General features: G+C 43.9%; 15 protein-coding genes and 3 pseudogenes. 6 read left to right on the forward strand and 12 right to left on the reverse strand.

From position 1 onward, the window contains the following. Positions 1–474 precede the first annotated feature (474 nt). The 4 genes from ACQ86K_RS03720 to ACQ86K_RS03735 all read right to left on the reverse strand — a co-directional run bounded on the left by ACQ86K_RS03720 (position 475) and on the right by ACQ86K_RS03735 (position 7504). On the reverse strand, positions 475–2043 hold the full coding sequence (locus ACQ86K_RS03720) for a hypothetical protein (RefSeq protein WP_431199823.1): 1569 nt from the start codon (positions 2041–2043) through the stop codon (positions 475–477). Further along, a complete protein-coding gene (locus tag ACQ86K_RS03725) occupies positions 2040–3893 on the reverse strand; it encodes a glycosyltransferase (RefSeq protein WP_431199824.1) in 1854 nt (617 codons plus the stop codon). The genes ACQ86K_RS03720 and ACQ86K_RS03725 overlap by 4 nt, the downstream gene beginning before the upstream one ends. A 165-nt stretch (positions 3894–4058) precedes the next feature. After that, a complete protein-coding gene (locus tag ACQ86K_RS03730) occupies positions 4059–6146 on the reverse strand; it encodes a cellulose biosynthesis cyclic di-GMP-binding regulatory protein BcsB (RefSeq protein WP_091172027.1) in 2088 nt (695 codons plus the stop codon). Between the two features lie 11 nt (positions 6147–6157). After that, on the reverse strand, positions 6158–7504 hold the full coding sequence (locus ACQ86K_RS03735) for a sensor histidine kinase (protein ID WP_091172029.1): 1347 nt from the start codon (positions 7502–7504) through the stop codon (positions 6158–6160). A 327-nt stretch (positions 7505–7831) separates the two neighbouring features. On the opposite strand from ACQ86K_RS03735, the gene ACQ86K_RS03740 reads away from it, so the two are divergent. Both ACQ86K_RS03740 and ACQ86K_RS03745 read left to right on the forward strand, forming a co-directional pair. After that, positions 7832–8290, forward strand: coding sequence for a cellulase family glycosylhydrolase (locus ACQ86K_RS03740; RefSeq protein WP_091172031.1), 459 nt, complete (start codon positions 7832–7834; stop codon positions 8288–8290). A 411-nt stretch (positions 8291–8701) separates the two neighbouring features. Beyond that, positions 8702–9721 carry an acyl-ACP desaturase gene (locus tag ACQ86K_RS03745; RefSeq protein WP_431199825.1) on the forward strand — a complete coding sequence of 340 codons (1020 nt, stop codon included), beginning with the start codon at positions 8702–8704 and terminating at the stop codon, positions 9719–9721. Positions 9722–9851: 130 nt separating this feature from the next. Here ACQ86K_RS03745 and ACQ86K_RS03750 read toward each other — a convergent pair whose 3' ends face one another. Both ACQ86K_RS03750 and ACQ86K_RS03755 read right to left on the reverse strand, forming a co-directional pair. Continuing rightward, positions 9852–11462 carry a mechanosensitive ion channel family protein gene (locus ACQ86K_RS03750; protein WP_091172037.1) on the reverse strand — a complete coding sequence of 537 codons (1611 nt, stop codon included), beginning with the start codon at positions 11460–11462 and terminating at the stop codon, positions 9852–9854. Between the two features lie 398 nt (positions 11463–11860). Then, a complete protein-coding gene (locus ACQ86K_RS03755) occupies positions 11861–12187 on the reverse strand; it encodes a hypothetical protein (protein WP_091172039.1) in 327 nt (108 codons plus the stop codon). A gap of 499 nt (positions 12188–12686) precedes the next feature. On the opposite strand from ACQ86K_RS03755, the gene ACQ86K_RS03760 reads away from it, so the two are divergent. From ACQ86K_RS03760 to ACQ86K_RS03770, 3 genes are all read left to right on the forward strand, one after another. Further along, positions 12687–12983, forward strand: coding sequence for a GIY-YIG nuclease family protein (locus ACQ86K_RS03760; protein WP_175490110.1), 297 nt, complete (start codon positions 12687–12689; stop codon positions 12981–12983). Positions 12984–13070: 87 nt separating this feature from the next. Beyond that, positions 13071–14090, forward strand: coding sequence for an aldo/keto reductase (locus tag ACQ86K_RS03765; RefSeq protein ID WP_091172044.1), 1020 nt, complete (start codon positions 13071–13073; stop codon positions 14088–14090). A gap of 72 nt (positions 14091–14162) precedes the next feature. Then, positions 14163–14762, forward strand: coding sequence for a hypothetical protein (locus tag ACQ86K_RS03770; RefSeq protein WP_091172046.1), 600 nt, complete (start codon positions 14163–14165; stop codon positions 14760–14762). 62 nt (positions 14763–14824) lie between these two features. Here ACQ86K_RS03770 and ACQ86K_RS03775 read toward each other — a convergent pair. The 4 genes and pseudogenes from ACQ86K_RS03775 to ACQ86K_RS03790 all read right to left on the reverse strand — a co-directional run bounded on the left by ACQ86K_RS03775 (position 14825) and on the right by ACQ86K_RS03790 (position 17643). After that, positions 14825–15585: pseudogene (locus ACQ86K_RS03775) on the reverse strand (DUF4846 domain-containing protein). Continuing rightward, positions 15582–16274, reverse strand: coding sequence for a M23 family metallopeptidase (locus ACQ86K_RS03780; protein ID WP_431199826.1), 693 nt, complete (start codon positions 16272–16274; stop codon positions 15582–15584). Before ACQ86K_RS03780 ends, ACQ86K_RS03775 begins: the two are co-directional and overlap by 4 nt. Before the next feature lie 78 nt (positions 16275–16352). Continuing rightward, positions 16353–16919 (reverse strand): pentapeptide repeat-containing protein, encoded by a 567-nt coding sequence (locus ACQ86K_RS03785; RefSeq protein WP_091172052.1) that lies wholly within the window; start codon positions 16917–16919, stop codon positions 16353–16355. 256 nt (positions 16920–17175) lie between these two features. Then, positions 17176–17643, reverse strand: a complete 468-nt coding sequence (locus ACQ86K_RS03790; RefSeq protein WP_091172054.1) for a hypothetical protein — start codon at positions 17641–17643, stop codon at positions 17176–17178. A gap of 131 nt (positions 17644–17774) precedes the next feature. Between ACQ86K_RS03790 and pruA the strand changes: the two are divergent. Further along, a pseudogene (pruA, locus tag ACQ86K_RS03795) lies at positions 17775–19413 on the forward strand (L-glutamate gamma-semialdehyde dehydrogenase). Positions 19414–19631: 218 nt separating this feature from the next. Here the strand turns inward: pruA and ACQ86K_RS03800 are convergent. Together ACQ86K_RS03800 and ACQ86K_RS03805 are read right to left on the reverse strand one after the other, a co-directional pair. Next, positions 19632–20287: pseudogene (locus ACQ86K_RS03800) on the reverse strand (carbonic anhydrase). A gap of 20 nt (positions 20288–20307) precedes the next feature. Continuing rightward, on the reverse strand, positions 20308–21060 hold the full coding sequence (locus ACQ86K_RS03805; protein WP_091172060.1) for a YoaK family protein: 753 nt from the start codon (positions 21058–21060) through the stop codon (positions 20308–20310). Between the last annotated feature and the right edge of the window lie 212 nt (positions 21061–21272).

Genomic DNA, 21272 nt, shown 5'->3' on the forward strand with positions numbered 1-21272 from the left:
AACCAAAAAGGCTTGCAGCAGAGAGGCTTCTTTGCGCACAACCTGGCCCCATAGCCATCGGCGGGGCCTTCACTCTGCAAAACGAACATAACCACGGGCTGCAATTATTTTGCCCCGATTCGCACGCAATGCCTCCGCTTCTGCAAAAACTTGCTATGCCCCTGCAGCCGCACCGCCCAGCATCGTTCTGCTCGTTTTCACCCGAAGCTGATCTGCTGCGAAAAAACACATTTTTTATCTTGTCATGGGTAGCTCGTCGAAGGGCCTCTGCGCGCGACCCTTCGACAAGCTCAGGGTGACGGGCCTTTGCACTCAGGTTGACAACGTTAAAACGGGTGTCATGCTGAGGTTCTCGCAGCATGGTGGGTTAGGCCTCTGCGCGCGACCCTTTGACAAGCTCAGGGTGACAGGCCACTATCACTGCAACTGCTGCTGCCACTGCAACTAAAAAACCAACCCAAAACTGCCCACTGATTATTGCAACGTCACAACCTTGTACAAAATCCAGCCGTCGGTTTCGTAGGCGCGTTTGTAGTTTACACCGCTGTTGAGGCGGCGGATTTCGGGGATGTACCGGTCGCTGAGCTGGGTGTAGCCGGTGAAGGGGTTTTTGGGGGTGGCTATCAGGATATAGTCGTCGTATTTGTAAGGGGTTTCAATGGCCGACAGGAACGAGTTGAGCTGGTAGGGCAGGGTTAGTTTTTTGATGTTATTGGTAAAGGCCACAATGGGGTATGATACGGCATCGTCCATGAGGATGTGCGTACCATCGGGCAGGCTATTGATATAGGCTGCTATTTCTTTGCTTTCGTTTTGATCGGTATTAGGTTCCAGCCGGCTAAGGGTGGTGATGAAGCGGCGCTCGTCGGTAATGAGCGAGTTGGTTAAAAAGGTGTAACCGGTATACAGCTGCAGTACAATTACCAAGGCCAGGCCCAGTTTAACGGCCAGTTTATTTTTGATGGTATGTACCTTAAATATGATACACAGCAGCGCCACAAATAAAAATATAAGGTAGTACTGGTAGGTGAGGAAAAGCTTATCGTACTTAATGTGCAAAAACTCCACAAAGGCAAACAGGGTGAGCACGGTGAGCACATGATAAGTGCTTTCGCGCAGCAGGTACAGGCCAAACAGTATCAGCGGGCAAAAATAAATAACCCTTAATGATACCAGGATGCTGAGCTCGGGCAGCTGGTAGTTTACGGCAGTGGCGGCGGTGTCGTAATTCAGCTTATCAACCAGTACGTTCCAGGTGGCCAGGGGGCTTTCCATAAAGTAATTATAGTCGCTGGCGTGGGTTTGGTTAAGCAGCTTATAGCAAACCAGTGATACCACGGGCAGGATGAACAGGATGACATAAATGGCAAAGGTTTTATTAATAAGCTTACGCCTTAACGACGGACTGTTAAAGCTCATGAACAGCCTGAAAATGGATTCCTTTTCGCCAAGGTTAAGGCTGGCCAGCGTTATGGAAAGCACCAGCGGGATAAAGAACAGGGTAAGCCAGATGAAGCGGTAATCGCAAAAAATGAGCATCACCAAACACATGCTGGCTATGGATACGTGGAAAGTGGTGTTTGAGCGGTAAAACTTAAGCAGGTTAAGGAAAAACAGGTACACGAAGATCACTACCAGGTAAATGGCTTTGCCCGAGCAGGCCATGTAAATGATACCGGGATGCAGCAAAAATAGCAGGGCTACCATGATGAGGTAAAAATCGTCCTTCACCCTGATAACAAATGAGCGCGAAATAAGATAGAAGAAGCCTGCCGTACCCAGTGCCGATGCGATGACCGGGGCGAGGTAACCGTTTATTGTTGAAAATATAAAGGTGGAGTAAAAGGGCAGCAGCGGGGCGGTTAAGCCCATTACCTTAAGGCGGTTGCCCAGCCCCTCAAACACGATCTTTGTTTTTTCGATATAAAAAAGGCTTTCCTGGTTATAATAGCCTAAGTGGTTAAGGTATACGCCGATAACGAGGTACCAGGCTGCCAGCACCAGGGTAAATATAAACAGGTATGTACTTTTGGCAATTTTCATTTAATAACGTTTGTGGGGTTATTAACTTTACTTAAACCGTGGTTGGTTTTTTCCCAGTAAAACGGATTGGTGATAAGCTGGTACAGGCCCATATAGGCTGCTACCGAGTGCATGAGCCAGTAAACCGGGTTGGCCATGGCAAACAAAATGAGCTCGAAATAGCGGCGTTTAAATACGGCCATCATGTTGATATAGATCATGAGGATATTACCCACCATGAGGTTAAATATCGACATGAACAGCACCCAGTCAGGAAATAGGTTACGGATAGTAGAAAAATCAAATATGAGGTAACAGATAAAGATGATGAGCAGCACCGGGTAAATTAAAAAGGTGGCTGATGTGGCGCCGATGAAAAAGTTAAAACCCAGGAAACCGCGAAAGCCTATTTTACGGATGAGGGCCGGCGGGTTGCGCATGTGCACCAGGTAGGTTTGCATGTACTCCTTGATCCAGCGCGAGCGCTGGCGGATCCAGTTCCAGAAATTGTTATTGGCTTCTTCATACGTGGTGGAGTTTACTATGGCCACCTTATAGCCTTTGGCATAGGCGCGTACGCCAAGGTCGGCATCTTCGGTTACATTAAACGGGTCCCAGGCGCCAAGCTCAATCAGCGTGTCCATTTTAAAGTGATTGCTGGTGCCGCCCAGCGGGATGGGGATATCCAGCGTATCCAAACCGGGCAGCATATAATCAAACCAGTACGAATACTCGAGGGTGAACATCCGGGTGAGGAAGTTCTCATTACGGTTAAAGTAGTTTAAGGCGCTTTGGATGCAGATATAATTTTCGGGCAGCTTGTTAAACAGGGCTACCACTTTTTTAAGCTGATCGGTATCGGGGATATCCTCGGCATCATAAATGGTGAGGTACTGACCCCTCGAAAAGTGCAGGCCGTAGTTGCAGGCCTTGGGCTTGGTTTTAGGCATGTGGAAAGGCACCACAATAACTTCAAAAACAGCGGGGAAATCGAGGTTTTTTACGGCGTTTAATGTTTTATCATCATCTTCTTCAATAAGCAGTTTGATATCCAGCTGCTGGCGCGGATAGTCGAGGCTTTGCAGGTTCCAGATGAGTTTTTTGATCAGCTTATCTTCTTTGTAAACGGGCAGCAGGATGGTGTATACAGGCAGCTCCTCGTTTACGATAGTGCGCAGGTCATTTTTGGTGACGGCCTGGTGCAGCTCGAACCGGGAGCCTACCAGCGCCAAAAACAGTTTGAAGATGATAGCTATCAGGAAAAACGAACTGATGATTAAGTTAATGGAGATGGATACGTTTTTAAAGTTGAGGAACAGGCCGATGGCGGTAATGCCCCACAAGGCAAAAATGAAAACCAGCTGTGATGTGGTGAAGGTTGTTGAAGCCGAGCTTTTAGGGTCGCGCTTAAGGAGCTCAAAAACAGATGCCTTCACATATTTTTGCCCGGTAAGCTTGTGGCTTAGCCAGGTGATCTCCAAATCGGATGCTACGATGATTTCGGGTTCCATGTCATAGGTAAACCTTACAAAATCAAGGAAAAGTTCATTGCCGGGGTCGGCCATAACGGTAACCACCTTATTGTTTTCGATGCGGAGGGGGAGGCCCAGCTGGTCGTTGGCAAATTTAAGGTCAACCTGGTCGAGGATCTTTTGGTCGAAGGCTTCCTGGCGGATTTCGGCAAAGTGGTAGCCTGCGTTGCCCAGGGCGCGTTCATAGTTTTTGCGGGAAACATAGCCGAAGTTAAGGGCTATTTTGAGGTATGACATACCCGATCTTTCCGAAAAAGCATGGATCTTTTCCTGGTCGGCCGGCGAAATAAATCCGTGGGCAACCAAAATTTCAGGAACAGAAATACTCAATGTATCCATATTAGGTGTTTTATAACCTCACCCCCGCCCTCTCCAAAGGAGAGGGAGCTCTTTTTTTAAGCCTTCTCCTTTGGAGAGGGCAGGCGGTTTGTTACTGTATTTATGATGACGCCTTAGCGTCATTTTTCTTAACACCCTCTCCTTTGGAGAGGGCAGGGTGAGGCATTAATCGTTAAACAGATCCTGCGATTTTTGAACTTTTGACCGCACATACAGGAACGAAAGCAGGATCAGGATCAGGATGCCCAGCAAAATGTACAGGTTATAGCTGTCCCAGAAACGGGTAAGGCCGCTCTTGGTATCGATGTACTCCAGGTTTTCGCTGGATTTGTTGATGTTGAACAGGTATTTGTTGGAGTTAACATCCGAGATACAAACATTGCTTGACAGGGTTGAAAGCTGCTCGGTAATGGATTTGGATACTGCCAGGAAAGCTTCGGAAACATGCGTGCCGGTAGCGGTAAGCACCAGGGTAGCATTGTTGCTTACGCCGTAAAATATTTGCGCCAGGCCGTTTGATACCGTATCCGACAGCGAGTAAACCGGGCTATTATTATCGGTGTTGTACAGCCTGAAGTTCCTGTCGAACTGGATAGGGGCATCGCGAAACTCCTTAAGTACTTTATCATCTTTCGATAGCAGGGCTATGATATTGTATTGCTTCAGATCAGTTGGCTTCAAATCTTTCGAGTAAACAAACTCGGGGAAGTTATTGGCGTTGATGTTATTGTTAAGCTCGTAAATGATCTCGCCCATAGCACCGGCGGCATATTTGGCGTATTCCTCGCTTACTACAATTTTGGTGGTGCCGTTGTTAAAGGCCTCGGGATACTGGTAAAAGCTCAGGTCGCTGGTGATGAAGGGGTTTTTTGATTCGAGGTATGATTTGTCAACGTCAACTTCGGCAAAAAAGTTGGTGAAGCTGTTTTTACAGTTGCCGTTGGTTGGGTAAAACCTGAATTCGGCCTCCAGCGTGTTGTATTTATGATGCTGATAACGGTTAATGGTGATAGAGCTGTTCAGCTTGCCCGATGCATCCAGTTTTTCGCTGCTGATGAGCAAACCGTTAAGGTATATATTGAAGAAACCACGGTCGCCGGGGGCAAGGCCGCTGTAATTGGCAACAAACCGGATCTCCACTTCTTTAGGGGTGAAGCTGAAATCACTGTTTTTAAAGCTGTAAGCGCTCTTCAACGAGCCAATGCCCGACAGGAAGTCGCTCACGCCGCCAATTTGCTTTAAGGATAGCTTTGAACGGTTTTCGTCGATAGTTTTAAAGAAGGTGTTTTCGGCCTTGTTGATCAGCAGGTAATCGCCATAGGTTGAGTTCAGGATGTTCATGTTGCCCAGGGCGGTGATAGCCTTTTCATAACCTGTATCATCGCCGCCGGTAACAAACAGTACCTCTTTAGGGGCCTGCTCCTGCGTTACGGTTTTAACCGGCACCAACCGGCCTTTTACATCAACCATGTGCACAATGGTATCAGTAAGCAGACTTACTGATTTATGCAGGTAGAATAAACCCTGCGTATTTTGCGGGGTAACTTTTACCAATGCGCGCGCATCGGCAGGTAATTTATCAATGGCGCCTACCCTGATGTAGTTACGAACGCTATCGGGCAGTTTGCTTTCTTCGTAAACGGCAATTTCACGTGTTTGGGTCTTTTTTAACCTTGAATAGGCCCATGCTACGGCCTTAAGGTCATGCAGGCTTGGGTTTGACGGGTAAACGATAGCTTTTTTAGAGTCGAAGCAGTTGCTGATATTTACGTTATCAAAAAAGTTTTTATTGCTTTTAACCAGCGATAGGTATGAGTAGTTTTTGATTTTTAACCACATCGCCGGGTTATCCAGGTCTTTACACTGATCATCGGTAATGGTGAGCAGTGTTTTGATCTGGATCTTGAGGAACTTATCGGGGCTCAGATCGGCACGGCTCAGGTTAATGATGATTTTCTGGATAGAATCGGGGCCCAGGTGGCTGCTGTATGCCGGTTTGTTATTAATAACCAGGTTGATATACGAATGCGATTTTATCAATGCCTGCGACGGTTCAAAAAATAAAACCAGTTTACTGCCATTCATTTCAATCAAAGGGGTGACCTTGAAATAAAATGAAATAGCGCCGCTCATGCCGTATACCACGTCATCGTCATGGCCGTAGGCTTTAAAGGATGCAATGCTGTTGCCCTGGGCCTGCGAAGCCGTGTTGAATAATAGGATAAAGGCTAATAAGGTAAAAAACTTATTCATTGATATCAATATTAATTTATTACGTAAAATTCTACTCTGAAATAATTACCGTTGTCATCACTGCGGTAGCTGAGCTCGCCGCCCATTTCCTGGGTCATCAGCTTGGCAATTGATAAGCCCAAACCCAGGCGGCTTTCGGTAACGCCCGATGTATCGTTAAGGGTTTTAAGCTTGTTGAACATCATGTCCAGCTCCTGCTGGCCTATGGCTATACCTTCGTCAATAATCTCGAAAACAAAACGCTGGCGCTGCAGGCTGGTTACTACCTTAATGCTGTTATTGGTTTGCGAAAATTTGATGGCGTTTGATAGCAGGTTTTGAAACACCTGGCCGGCAAATACTTTGTCGAGCCGCACGTTGAGGGGCAGCTTCAGGATATTATCAACCAGGTGGATGTTTTTCATGAGGGCCGTTTCATACAGGCCTTTAAAAATATGCATTACTTCAACGTTGATATCAAAGATCTCCATGTTGAATTTCATATCCGGCGATTCGATCTCCTTAACATCCATGAGCTTGTTAAGCATATACTGCATCTTATCAGCCGATTCGGCGATGTAGCCTACAAATTCTTTCTGGTCGGTGCTCAGCCTGAAATCCTCCTCCCTGATCATGTTGTTGCTCATTATAATAGAGCCGATGAGGTTTTTAAGGTCGTGCCCGGCAATATTGATAAAGCTGTTCTTCTGGCTGTCGAGCTTGCGGAGCTGCTCATACTGATGGTCGATGAGGTTGTTTTTTTCGTTGATATCCTTGTTTTGCTGTTTAAGCTGTTCGTTTGATTTTTCGATCATGATCTGCGCGCGTACTTCACGCTGGATTACCTTATAGCGCGCCCCGGGTATTAAGCAGGAGATGCCCGAGATGATAAAAAAGATCTGCCCGCCGTTACTTAAAACCAGGTCGAGGTTGTATTCGCTTAACAGGTTAAAGAAAATAGCCAGTAACAATAGCGCCATTAAGGTTTGGATGATGGAGTTTAAGGGCTCCCAAAAAACCTGCAGGTTAAAAAACAGCAGGGTGGTAGCAAACAGCATAAAATAAATGGTCAGGAACTGAATGTTTACCAGGTTACATAATATAGCTGCCGTTACCGAAAGCATAAAGAAACTGATGTGCAATAATATGCGGTAACTAAATTGTTTATGCTGAAAATAGCTGAACAGGCCGTATATAATAAGGATAGTTATAATGCGGATAATAAAAAACTGCAGCCAGTAGTTTGTAGCGTAAATAAAATCAACAATACTAAAAAGAGGGTACAGGAATATAATTGTCCAGATTATATTATTGGTTTGGTACCATGCTTTTTTGGAGGTCTCTCTAATTAATTCTTCGTTGGTAATTTGAACAAACATTATTTGTTATCTTGAATTGTAATTAAAAATTAAGGCCGCTGTTTAAATTAAATCCGTTTAATATTGATAGACGAAAAATATTCGTTATACGATAATTTAAACAGGTTTGTTGTTACTGTTGCCTACAGTAATAATCGCCGTTGCAAAAAGCCGTCCAATTCCCCGGCAAGTTCGGGAAGTTGCTTTTAAACCATGCTAAAGTTTAAGCAAGGACATCAGTATTTTATGGCTTGCACAAATCCGGAACGAAAGCTCAGCGGCCCAAACGCCATTAAAAAAACGATTTTATGCTGTTCAAAAAACTGGGCTTCAAAAGCATAAGGCTACCTGTGGCTTTTACTTCCTTTTGGCCCGGCGACAACTGCGCAGCTATTTACCTATATAGATAAAGTTGTTGAGCAATGCAATACTTACGGATTTAGGTTAGTTATAGATTATCATTACGGCCGCTTAAATGATAATAATTACCTTACAGAAACACCCCTGGTAATTGATTTGTGGTTAAAATTAACTAAAAGGTATAAAAAAGCAGATTATAATAACTTGTTTATTGAGGATTATAATGAACTGCCCCATATTAACCCCAAACTGTGGAAAGTTGCCGCGTATAATATTGTTACGCTTATCCGTAGGTTTGATAAACAAAGAACCCTGATTGTAAGTGCATCAAACTATAACAGCATCTATGAGCTAAGCAGGTTGGCAAGGCTGGCCGATGACCATATCATCTGCACTTTTCACTTTTACGAGCCTTTCTTTTTATTCACCAGAGCACAAGCCGGGTAAGCGACCAGGTTGCAACTACCGGGGTATCATTTCCATACAATGCGGAAAATTTTCCTGCACTTAATCAAAAAGCAAAAAACACCCCCGGCGAAAGCAATTACCAGACGTATCCGCGAGATGGTAACAAACAATCCATAAATGATAAGCGGCAAATTGTAAAAAAACGGCCCCTGAAATATGATGTGCCCATTATTGTGGTGCGTAAAGCGTCTATAACAAATATGCCGATGCACATAGCCGCTGCCCTCATATTAAGTCTGTACGCAGGGCTTTAAATGAGCTTGATATTCCTGGCATGCTTTGGGGTTATAACAGTAGTTTTTCAATGTTTAACGGCAGGCCGGTTACTATAAAATTATCCTTGTGTATGAAGGACACAATTAGCGCCGTACAGTGAAATTTTAAACATTAATGTTACAATTTTATTACCTTTGCTCACTAATATACAATTATGAGATTTTTGAAGAAAAGCGCAGAGAAGTAATGGTGCATATCGAAAAGTTCATGTTAGAAAAGATACATGAATACCTGAAACCGATTGATACCATCTGGCAGCCGTCTGATTTTTTGCCCGATTCTTCAAGGGACTCGTTCTTTACTGAAATTAAGGAATTGCAGGAAAGCGCCGCAGGTCTTTCATATGATCTGATCGCCGTTTTAATTGGCGATACCATTACCGAAGAAGCGTTGCCTACTTACGAATCATGGCTTACCATGGTTGAAGGGGTATCTGACAATGAAGAAGGCGGCTGGATGAAATGGACCCGCCACTGGACCGGTGAAGAAAACCGCCATGGCGACCTGCTTAACAAATACTTGTACCTGTCTGGTCGTGTGGATATGCGCATGATGGAGATTTCCACCCAATACCTCATCTCTGATGGTTTTGACATCGGTACCGGTCATGATCCTTACCGTAACTTTATCTATACCTCTTTCCAGGAGTTGGCAACCAATGTTTCGCACCGCCGTGTAGCATCACAGGCTAAAAAATATGGCGATCCGCTGCTTTCAAAAATGTGCGGTGTTATCGCATCTGATGAAGCCCGCCATGCCAAAGCTTACAAATACTTTATCGAAAAAATATTTGAGGTAGATCCAAGCGAGGCTATGGTAGCTTTTGAGGATATGATGCGTAAAAAGATTGTAATGCCTGCCCACTTTCTGCGTGAGGTTGGTTTAAAGGTTGGTCAAACCTTTGGCCACTTTACCGATGCCGCACAGCGTTTGGGTATTTATACCGCTATCGACTATGTGGATATCCTGAAAGAGCTTTTGACCGACTGGCATATCGAAAGTATCACAGGTTTGGACGAAGCCGGCGAAAAAGCCCGGGATTACGTTGTAAACCTTCCCGCCCGCTTACTGCGTGTAGCCGAGCGCATGAAAAACCCAATGCTCGAGTATAAGTTTACCTGGATTAACGGGTAGTTTTTTAAGCTTAAAGCTAAAGGCCGAAGGCTTAAAGCTTTCCTTGCAACCGGGTTTTAGGTTAATGCTTCTTTTTCAGAGCTTTTTGCTTTAAGCTTCTTTCCTATAGCTTTCTGCTTATTAATGGCTTTTAGCTATCCCGTTCTATTTTATACCCCGGCTTTTTATACCCATCGGCAACATAGTTTTCGGGGATCTGGATGTGGCTTCCATCGCGCACAGCCGTAAAATGCGGTGACATGATCTCCATGCCGGCTTCATTAAATTTATCCTGTATGTTTTGATACAATACCGAATAGATCATGGCCATTTTGCCGGGCTGATCTGTATAGGCGTTTATCTGGTAACTCACATTAAAATCATTCAAAGCGGTTTGCAGTACAAACGGTTTTGGATTGGCAAGGATCCCCTCTGTTGCTTCGGCCGCACTTATGAGCAGATTGTGGATGGTTTCCCAGGGGGCATCGTAGCCTATAGTAACACTGGTATTCAGTATCAAACCCAAAGTTTTTGACGATGAAGTATAATTAACCGTAGCACCGCTTAAAATGGTGGCGTTGGGCACGGTTACATCTTCGTTTTTAATGGTGCGCACACGGGTAACCAGCAGGTTTTTCTCAATTACATCGCCCATAATTTCGCCAACTTTTATGCGGTCGCCAATTTTAAAGGGGCGCATATAGGTAAGCACAATACCCGATACCATATTGGCAATAGCCGACGAGGAACCTAACGAAAACAGTACGCCTATAAACACCGTAACTCCCTGGAAAACTTTAGACTGCGACCCCGGCAAATATGGAAATATCACCACAAACATAAACGCATACATGAGTACCCGGATGATATTGTAAGTTGGGATAGCCCATTCAGGGTAAAAGCCTTTTAAAGCGATGGCCCCGTTTGCTATTTCGGTAGCTATAAATTTTACCAGTTTTACAATATACCGGGTAACCAGGTAAATAACCGTTATGGTAAGCAGGTTGGGTATAAAGTGAACAATGGCCAGCATTATACTTTTCAAGGGGTTAACCACAAAGCCGATTAACTGTGTGGCAATAGGCTGCGACGAAGGGAAGATATAAAACAATACGGGTAAAGCCAGGTAAACCAGCAGCAGGATAATGAGCAGCCGGCCAATATTTACAAGTCCGCTGATAAAAGGAAGCAGGCGTGAGGCGTAAGCCACGGGCGCCCCTTTGGCTGCCAGCTTTTCAACACGGCGTTCCCAACCCAGTATAATCTTTAATTTTATCCACCTGAAGCCCTTGTTAACACTCCAGATCAGTAAAATCAGTAAAATAACAACCGCCACGGCTTCGAGCACGTTGGTGATTAATTGTTTGGGGCTGTTGCTTTCAAAAACATTGCCCAGTTTGTTTTTTAGTATAGACAGATAGCTTGCTGCCAGCTGCGGCCGGTTCAGTTCGGAGTAAGAGGCATCGGTATTATTAACCCCCATGATCATCTGGCCGTTGTAAGTTATTACCGATATGGACGTATCGTTTTTAAGCGTTAACGAATCCGGGTTAAAATCTATCCGGCTCATCAGGGCCTTAATGCGTTGGGTAACAATCCCGGCGCGCTCTTTAGGATCAAACAATCCCTGCGGGGCATAAAATTTAAACAGGGTATCCCGGTTAATGATCACAGGTTCGCCGTTTTTTTCAGGGAGTTTTTGTGCCCGTGTGGTAAATGCAGCAAACAGAAAAAGGATGAGCAGGCTATAAATTTTAGGCATAGGGATGTTTTTCTGTTAAAGCTAAAAATTATTTAGCGGAAATAAGAAGCTGTTTAAAGTGGTTGAATATCATTTACCGGTAGATAAAACTTCATTACCGTTGGTTTTAACCAACGGAATAATGAATAGCGATAAAAGGGCTTCAGCCTAAATCCGCTTGCCTAATTGGGGCTAAAGCCAGGACTTTTAGCTTTTTTGCCGTTGGTTTTAACCAACGGCAATGAATATTTTGCATTTTTAAACTGCGTAATGCTTAGGACTATCATCCTATTTAACAAATGGAACAGACACCATGTTTTCGCGAACGAAGTAACCGCACATGAATAGCGCATTGTATAACAAGAGATACTTCGTCGTCTCTCTTTTTAACGTATTATTCTTTGGTAAATCAAAACTTTTTACCCCTCCTGTACCAGATCCGTCCCCAAATTACCGGCAATTTTGCTGAACAGATCGTTCAGGATCGATTCGACGGTGAGCGAATTTACGTCATCAACATAATGCTCATTCCGGGTAATCCAAAGTTCGTTACCGTTAATCGCGATGCTGAACAGTGCGCTTTCATAAACAGCAGGCAACGATATTTCAACCGCCCCGCCTTTGCGCTCAACGGTGAAATTTAATTCGCTTTTTCGTTGCTCATGAAACAGCGGGTTAAGTTTTTCGTGCAGTAACTGGTATAACTGGTTAATGTCGGTATTGGTATGAAGGGTGATGATTTTCATAATTTGGTATATTAGCGATGTATTAAATAGTACAAAGTTGAAGGAGGGATTGTTTGGAACCGACTTTCCTCTAATTATAAAAAACAATATGTCATTGCGAGCGGAGCGCGGCAATCTCGTAGCTATGCTCAGCGGCTTTGCAAATCATCGAGGCATAACGACGAGATTGCCACGTCGCCCGGACGCTCTTTTGCCCGTGCTGCTCCTCGCAATGACATAACTTTTAATGGTAGGATTATATATGTGCCAATCCAATATGTCATGGGTAGCGAAGCGCGGCAATCTCGTAGCTATGCTCGACGTCTTTGCATATCGTAGAGGCATAACGACGAGATTGCCACGTCGCCCGGACGCTCTTTTGCCCGTGCTGCTCCTCAATGACATAACTTTTAATGGTTGGATTATGCATGTGCCAATCTACCTCCCCGCAATGAGATGGATGTTTAAAAATGATGTAGTTTAATATTAATTCTTTTAGATTAGCGCCAAACCTTATCTAATGAAAATACACCAATACTTCGTTTATATTTTAACAAACAAAGCTAACACAGTGTTGTACGTAGGAGTATCGAGTGATTTACATAACAGGATATTAGAGCATAAGAAAAAGATCTATAAAGGTTATACGGCAAAATATGCGTGCGATAAATTGGTATACTTTGAACAATTTCAATGGATAGACGATGCCATAGCCAGAGAAAAACAATTGAAAGCAGGATCAAGACAAAAGAAAATTGATTTGATAGTGGCAACTAATCCATCGTGGGGAGATTTAAGTGTAGACTGGTATGATTGATCTGCATAGCCACAATGCATTGGCTGCAAGATTGCCGCGCTTCGCCAATAACATATTTTAAAAACGTTACACAAAACATCACCATATATGAACTATAAATTATTAGGCCGCTCGGGCCTTAAAGTTTCTGAATTATGCCTGGGCACTATGGGCTTCGGTACCGAAGGCGGCTGGGGCGCCGAAAAAGATACCAGCTTTGCCATTATGGATGCCTATGCCAACGCAGGCGGCAATTTTATTGATACCGCCAATGTTTATAAACTGGGTACCAGCGAGAAGATTATTGGCGAATACCTGGGTAATCATGACCGCGATTATTTTGTGCTGGCTACCAAATACACGCTAAAGGATAATACTACCAATCCTAATGCATCGGGCAATAACCGCAAAAACATGATGCGTAGCGTGGAAGAAAGCCTTAAACGCCTCAAAACTGATTTTATTGATGTGCTGTACCTGCACATCTGGGATAATATTACCCCTATTGATGAGGTGCTGCGCGGGTTGGACGATCTGATAAAACAGGGCAAAGTAAACTACGCGGCTATCAGTGATACGCCCGCGTGGGTGGTATCAAAAGGGAATACCCTTGCCGAGCTGATGGGTTGGAGCCAGTTCATTGCCTTACAGGTTGAGTACAGCCTGCTGGCCCGGACTGCCGAGCGGGAGCTGATACCGATGGCAAAACACTATGGCATGACGGTTACCCCATGGGCCCCGCTGGCAGGTGGTGCATTAACCGGCAAATACCTGCGCGGCGAACAGGGACGTGTAAAACCGGAAAGTAACCGCCGTAACGACAGGGCTAAAACTATTACTGAAGTGGTTGTTGGCATCGCCGCTGAATTAGGGGTATCCGAAAGTCATGTTGCCCTGCAATGGATGATGGACAGGGATTTTAGCTGTATCCCCATTGTGGGCGCTACCAAAATTGACCAGTTAAATGATAACCTCAAAGCCATCGACACCAAATTAACCCCCGAACATTTCAAAAAGCTGAATGAAGTAAGCGCTATTGAATTAGGTTTCCCCGGCGATTTTTTCAATGAGGATGCTGTAAAAATGAACAGCTTCGGCGGGTTTTATGATAGGGTTGAAAAAAGGTAGCGCTCATTTCATTTATATATTTTTTGATGTAAATTTAGGCGGGAACAATAAGAAAGAGCCCGCCTAAACTTTATGAAAAAATTCCTCATTCTGCTATTTATCTTATCGGTAGCTTTTACAAGATCACATGCCCAGGAGTTGGTTCCCGATGCTCAATTCTCAACACTCATAGGCTTTTTAAATGAGGAGAACTGGCCTGAGGCCGCCAAACTATCCGAAGCTATTTTAAAGAAAATTCCCGGAAACAAGCAAGACGATGATGCACCGGCTGTTATCAGGTACATGCATATTATATCCGAGGCCGGTTTAATGTACATGGGTAAATTAACCAAAACTGAGGCATTGAAAAATGTTTCGGGTTATATCGGTCATACTATTTTTTCCCCATCCCGATATACTTCGCTGAAATATGGGCTTAACCGCATTGTAAGTTCTGATAATAAAACGGATACACTCGCCTCATCCTGCACCAACAGGAAGGGAACAGATTTATATACTTCTGAAAGTATAGTGCCCGCCCATCCCATTACTATAGACGAGTTTAAAAGTTATGATGGTAAATTATTCAGGATAGGCGGGGTGTTAAAATCAATATCGGTGGCCGGGAATATGATGCCGCATTTTAATATAGTAATAGATAAGGCCATATTAGAACCCGGTGATAAGCAGTAAAAATAGGTAAGTGCTCCCGGTTCCTTTTTGGGCACATCAACATGTATCCCGGACAGGGTACTTTAATCAAACCGCTTCAGATAATTTTTACTGATCAGCTCGCCATACATGATCCCGCTGTGCTGGTCCATAGCAAACCACGGTGAATCATATTTTAATACCTGGATATTTTGGGCCGGCATAAAACTCTGCGCCAGTAAAAATTGCTTTTGATGAGCGGCATTTTCTACTACCTCAAGCACAATAAAACAATGCCCGGGCGAGCCCCCTCGGATGAACACATCACCTGGTTTTACATCCTTGGGGTTAGTTACAGTTTTTAATTCTTTTTGCAGGGACAGGGTGCCCGCATAACTGAATACCAAATTCATGTAATTTAAAAATGCCGGGTACGAATAATCGGGTTTGGCTTTTAATACCCAATGGTCGTTTTTGTAGCGATAGCCTTTAGCATAATGTTCATAATCGCATTTAAAACCGCTGGTAAAGTTGAAAGAAATTTCGTTGAATTTTTTTGCTGATAAAGGTATTCGCCGCGTAAGCGCATCACCGCGTCGGCACATTGCTGCAGGTCCTGGTTGCCTATGCTCATGTCAATAACCGCAGCAGTGTAAACATCGGTACGGGCAATATCGCCTCTATAAGTTTTGGTTGGTGTGCCCGCCGGCTTTAAAGGTAAAGCCTGCAGCCATGCCCCGAAACTGCCGGGTGACGCTGCTATACGCTGATAGCCTGCCGGTACCGCGAATCTTTTAATCACGTTATCCGGAGGAGCAATGTTAATATTCAAAAATAAAAGCAGGCAGGTGATCAGGATTTTCATAACGTTTTGGCTTTTTTTAGCTGTTCATAAGGGTTATAAGGAACGGGGATACCATCTACCAGTTTAAATGCCGAAAAATGCAGGTGAGTAGGGGAGCGTTTTTTATAAGCGTTGTACCCTGTTCTGCCAACCTCGGCTATTTTTTGTCCCTGCGTAACATAGCCGCCCGGTTTTACAAAAATCTGGTTATTGTGCGCATAGTACGTGAAAATATGGGTTGCCGGATGATAGATCCAGATAAATTTGCCTCCCCGCATATTGCTGTTGGGCTCCCATTGATTGGTACAGGCTATTACCCAGCCGTCATCAACTGCAATAACATCAACCGCTTTTTGAGTATGGTCGTCAATGCAATCCTGATTGCGGTCGTTGATAAAAATATCGTGTGCAGGATGGGCGCCATGCTTGTTGCCGTCAAGGTAACGGTATCCTTTATCAAAATAACCATTACCATGAGTACCGCCAATGGCGCTGCTTTTATAGCCCTTTAAGGGGAATACCCATTGCGTTTTTGGAATGATCCGCTCAGCACGGATCATTTCCAGAATGTTAATTCGTTTTAACAGGGTTTCAAATTGCTTTTGAGCTTCCGGTTTTTTGACACCACCATTTAAAACCAGGTTGTTAAAATCATTGAATTTGGTAAACGCAGAAGTATCACGCTGAGCTAAAGCCCCGGTGCTTATCAACAGAAAAGAAAAAACAGGACAAGTTTTTGCATAAGGTTTATAATCAATAACATTAACTAATAAGCGGGTGAAATATTGTTATCCTATCCGGATATCATATTTGTTAAGCAATCCCGGTAAACCATGAAGCGAGAACTTTGCTTTTTTGATGATGTTATCATCCGGATCGATGATGAAGTTATAGGATGTGCTCAGGTCGGCGTTTTTAAGGATGGTACGACTGAAGAAAGCGTTTTTAAGATTACAGTTAATGAATTTACAATCGCTCAGGTCGGCCTCGGTCAAGTCGGTTTCCATCATGGAACAATCGGTGTAGGTTGCTTTCTTGTTCTTCTTTTTATAAAACACGGCATTGTCTAAAATACAATCCTCAAAATGTACCTCGAACAAAAAGTCGTTAGCCTTGCCAAAGTTTACGCCGCTTATTTTGCAGTGCTTAAAACGAATGTTCTGCAAGCCGGTATTGCCTAATTCGGCAAGGAGCAGGTTGCAGGTATCAAACTGGCAGTCGACGAAAGTAATGCCCGTGAGATGGGCATGGGCGAGGTCACAGTTGATGAATTTACAGTTTTCGTAAGTGGCGCCGTTGAGCTGGCCGGCGGTTATTTTGGTAAAAGTTTGATCTTCGTAGAGGAGGGATTGCATGGGGGCAAATGTAAAAGGTTAAAGGGAATGGGATGGTTTCCGGTCTCTTTAAATTAAATAAATATGATCAACCATCATGCTTACCGGATTTGCATGGCGTACAAGATTTCTGTTTCAACCTCACGCGCAATCTTACTTCGCTCAATCGATAAATCAGTATTTTGTTAATTACAACCGTTTACAACAAACGAAGGGCATGTTATATTTCCATTCGGCGGTGATACAATCTATGCCAGTGTTTTAACAACGAATGATTTCATTTGATCGCTTTGATAGACTTTTTTTGTACAGTTTCATTTTTAAGTGAAGTACTCTGATGTGAGCTTAATAGATTGTTAACGAATGTATAAATACCTAACAGAGCACCTAAACAAGCCAATGCAAAGGTGATCCAATATGTCTTATAAATTCTCTTTGCATTTTTAAGATCTATAATTACCTTATCATTTGATAATTTTTCTTTCAAATCATTTGCTGCTTTATGTCCAACATAACCTCCGGAGATGCTGAATACTCGCCCTTCAGTAGTAGGAATGCTATTAAATGGATCGTTCTTGGTTTTCTGTTCGCGCTTTATATAGCCATCTTTTGATAGCTTTTCTAATAATTCGACTGCTTCGTTGTAGTTGTTATTGAGATATTCCGAAAGTCCTATTTCATCCCTTTCATTAATTATAAAGTTCAATATTGCATCAAGCTTTTCTAAAATAGTATAGTCCTTCATAACATAAAAATATACAATTAAGTTGTGCTAATGTATTTTAACTAAATATCAGCTTCCCGTAATTTCCTAAATAGCCTACCCAACCTTCCCCTGCAAAATCCCTATCTTTGCGGCAACATAAATTATCATCTATGCTTAAAGGATTTTTTAATGTTCCGGCACCGATAAATGAGCCCGTTTTAAATTACGGTCCGCGGAGTTTGGAGCGTGTGGCGCTTAAGGCAGCTTTAGAAGCCGGTCGTGCCCAACAATTAGATATACCTATGTACATTGGCGGCAAGGAAGTACGTACCAACACCAAGTTGGAAATTCTGTCCGCCGCATGATCATAAACATTTGCTGGCTACCTTCAGCGAAGGTGATGCAAGTCACGTCACAGCCGCTATTGATGTAGCCCTTGCAGCCAAAGCCGACTGGGAAAGCCTGGCCTGGGAACAGCGTGCTGCTATATTCCTGAAAGCCGCCGAACTGATAGCCGGTCCATACCGTGCCGAAATCAATGCAGCCACTATGCTTGGTCAGTCAAAGAACGCTTACCAGGCCGAGATTGATTCGGCTTGCGAGCTGATCGACTTCCTGCGTTTCAATGTGGAGTACATGACCGAGATTTACAAACAACAGCCGCCGGTATCGGGCAAAGGTGTTTGGAACCGTGTAGAACAACGCCCGCTTGAAGGGTTTGTGTTCGCGCTTACGCCATTCAACTTTACGGCTATTGCCGGGAACCTGCCTGCATCTGCAGCCATGATGGGCAATGTAGTGGTTTGGAAACCTGCTTATACGCAAATCTACGCTGCTAACGTGATCATGAAGATTTTTAAAGAAGCCGGCGTACCCGATGGCGTTATCAACCTGATTTATGTTGATGGCCCTGTTGCAGGCGAGGTGATCTTTAACCACCCTGATTTTGCTGGCATACACTTTACAGGTTCAACCAAAGTGTTCCAGAACATCTGGCAAACAATTGGTACCAATATCCACAAATACAAAACATATCCACGTATTGTAGGCGAGACCGGTGGTAAAGATTTTGTACTTGCCCATCCGAGTGCCAACGCCGATGTGGTAAGCACTGCCCTTGTTCGCGGCGCTTTTGAATACCAGGGACAAAAATGTTCGGCTGCTTCAAGGGCTTATATCCCGGCTTCATTGTGGCCTGCGGTAAAAGCAAACATGCAGCGTGACATTACTTCGTTTAAAATTGGCCCGGTAGAAGATTTTGAAAACTTCATCAATGCCGTGATCACCGAAGTATCGTTTGATAAACTGGCCAAATACATCGACGCTGCTAAAGCCGACGAAGGTGTTGAAATTGTTGCCGGTGGCAGCTATGACAAAAGCAAAGGATGGTTCATAGAGCCAACTGTATTAAAAGTCGAAGATCCGTACTACGTAACCATGTGCGAGGAACTTTTCGGCCCGGTACTAACAGTATATGTTTACGAAGATGATAAATTTGATGAAATCCTTGAAGTTGTAGATAAAACATCTATCTACGCGCTTACAGGCTCAATCATCTCGCAGGACAGGTATGCTATTGAAAAAGCTACCACCCGTTTACGCAACGCGGCAGGTAACTTCTACATTAATGATAAACCTACAGGAGCGGTAGTTGGTCAGCAGCCATTTGGCGGCGCAAGGGGATCAGGCACTAACGATAAAGCCGGATCAATGATTAACTTGCTTCGCTGGGTATCGCCACGCACCATCAAAGAAACCTTTGATCCACCAAAGGATTACAGGTACCCGTTTTTGGCTAAGGAGGTGTAGCCCCCGGCCCCCTAAAGGGGGAGCAATAGACAACGATATAAAAAAGCGATGAGTTTATTAATTCATCGCTTTTTTTGTGCAAAAAACTCAAAAACAACTTGTCATTTCCTTTGGTTTAAAGGAAATGACATTTTTTAAATAGAAAAGCGATGAGTCGACAGACTCATCGCTTTTCTATTTATCCTCTATTCCTCCCCCTTTAGGGGGCCGGGGGGCGACTATTTAAATTTAAACACAGCATCCATTTTCTCATTGCTGGATGTGCTTACTTTCATATCGTTGATAAGGCCGGTGCTGAGGCTGTAAACCCAGCCGTGTACCGAAAGTTCCTGCCCATTTTTCCAGGCATTTTGCACGATAGATGTTTTGCAAAGGTTGTTCACATTTTCTATCACGTTCAGTTCAACCAGGCGGTTACTGCGCTCGGTTTCGTTTTCAATGGCGTCAAGCTCATCGGCATGTAAGCGGTAAACATCTTTGATGTGGCGCAGCCAGTTATCAATCAGGCCAAACTGGGTATTGCCCATGGCCGCATTAACACCACCGCAGCCGTAGTGACCGGTAACAATTACATGCTTCACTTTTAATACGTTCACCGCGTAATCAAGCACACTCAGCATATTCATGTCCGAGTGGATAACCATGTTGGCAATGTTACGGTGTACAAAGATCTCGCCCGGGGCGGTATTGGTGATTTGGTTGGCAGGCACGCGACTGTCGGCGCAGCCTATCCAAAGTATAGGGGCTTTTGCCCGTTAGCCAGTTTATCAAAATATAGAGGATCTTCGGCTAAAGCACCTTCAATAAATTTTTTGTTTCCTTCCAGTAAGCCTTCATAGGTGATATGACTGGTATCATGAATTTGAGCACACATATATTTAAAAAATTGATGTTTTAAGATGCGGTTTGACGTTTTCTGCCTGATGCAAACATACGGCTAAGTTTATGCAAAGCAAGTGGCGAAACATCATAATACATAATGGTAAGCAAAATAACAGGGATAAAATAAAATATGGCAAACTCATACAGGTTAAAGAAGTATCCGCCTGCCAGTGCGCCGAACAGGTAAAAGCCAAGCACCGTAAACCTGATCAGTATTTTATTACCGGCGGCTTCCGTATTTTTGGTACGCGGATGGAACCATTCGGCCACCTCACTGCCCAGGTCGGTAAATAAACCGGTTAAATGACTCGATTTGATCAGGCCACCCGAGATATTGGAAACCAGGCTATTCTGCAATCCCATCGAAAACAAAATAGCGCTGATCACAATTTCGCGCTCCATCTGTGTTTCCCGGTAAAAATTATGCCCGTAAATGGCTACTCCCAGTAAAATAACAGCTTCAATTACCATTGGGGTGGAGTTTGCCCGCCACCTGCTTTTATCATCAAATGAGCGTACAATAAAACTGGATACAAAAGCCCCGGCAAAGAACATCAGCAGCCAAACTAAAAATATGATCATCTGGCGGTAGTTTTGTTCAATAATGTGTTTGGCGAGGTTAGCCACATGCCCGGTAATATTTGAGGTAAAAGCCAAAAAAGCCAGCATGCCCGCCACATTGGTAACGCCTGCTACAAATGCCGTTGATGAAGCCAGCATCAGGTTTTCTTTAAGGGTACGTTGTTCTTTTACAGCTTTAAGCATAGATATTTCACGGCAGGGGTTTCTGTTAAAATTACAAAAAACTTAACCGCGTTTATATAAGCTTGTTTGATGCAAGGGATAATATTTTAAACGAATTGGGAATAAATATAAAAATTGTCATTTCGACGATCAGTATGCGGTGAAAAGCGAGGGGAGTGAGGAGAAATCTTATACGTGAACTATGCGCATCCACTTTACAGGGCGTAGAAGAT

It is taken from the genome of Mucilaginibacter sp. P19, assembly GCF_050632265.1.
Lineage (GTDB): Bacteria > Bacteroidota > Bacteroidia > Sphingobacteriales > Sphingobacteriaceae > Mucilaginibacter > Mucilaginibacter gossypii.

What these genes read in the sequence shown, in the direction of transcription:
- ACQ86K_RS03770 (WP_091172046.1), top strand. Translation starts at nt 14,163, where the DNA reads ATGAAAAAATTCCTCATTCTGCTATTTATCTTATCGGTAGCTTTTACA.
- ACQ86K_RS03750 (WP_091172037.1), bottom strand. Translation starts at nt 11,462, where the DNA reads ATGCCTAAAATTTATAGCCTGCTCATCCTTTTTCTGTTTGCTGCATTT.
- ACQ86K_RS03755 (WP_091172039.1), bottom strand. Translation starts at nt 12,187, where the DNA reads ATGAAAATCATCACCCTTCATACCAATACCGACATTAACCAGTTATAC.
- ACQ86K_RS03730 (WP_091172027.1), bottom strand. Translation starts at nt 6,146, where the DNA reads ATGAATAAGTTTTTTACCTTATTAGCCTTTATCCTATTATTCAACACG.
- ACQ86K_RS03790 (WP_091172054.1), bottom strand. Translation starts at nt 17,643, where the DNA reads ATGAAGGACTATACTATTTTAGAAAAGCTTGATGCAATATTGAACTTT.
- ACQ86K_RS03720 (WP_431199823.1), bottom strand. Translation starts at nt 2,043, where the DNA reads ATGAAAATTGCCAAAAGTACATACCTGTTTATATTTACCCTGGTGCTG.
- ACQ86K_RS03745 (WP_431199825.1), top strand. Translation starts at nt 8,702, where the DNA reads ATGTTACAATTTTATTACCTTTGCTCACTAATATACAATTATGAGATT.
- ACQ86K_RS03785 (WP_091172052.1), bottom strand. Translation starts at nt 16,919, where the DNA reads ATGCAATCCCTCCTCTACGAAGATCAAACTTTTACCAAAATAACCGCC.
- ACQ86K_RS03765 (WP_091172044.1), top strand. Translation starts at nt 13,071, where the DNA reads ATGAACTATAAATTATTAGGCCGCTCGGGCCTTAAAGTTTCTGAATTA.
- ACQ86K_RS03725 (WP_431199824.1), bottom strand. Translation starts at nt 3,893, where the DNA reads ATGGATACATTGAGTATTTCTGTTCCTGAAATTTTGGTTGCCCACGGA.
- ACQ86K_RS03760 (WP_175490110.1), top strand. Translation starts at nt 12,687, where the DNA reads ATGAAAATACACCAATACTTCGTTTATATTTTAACAAACAAAGCTAAC.
- ACQ86K_RS03805 (WP_091172060.1), bottom strand. Translation starts at nt 21,060, where the DNA reads ATGCTTAAAGCTGTAAAAGAACAACGTACCCTTAAAGAAAACCTGATG.
- ACQ86K_RS03735 (WP_091172029.1), bottom strand. Translation starts at nt 7,504, where the DNA reads ATGTTTGTTCAAATTACCAACGAAGAATTAATTAGAGAGACCTCCAAA.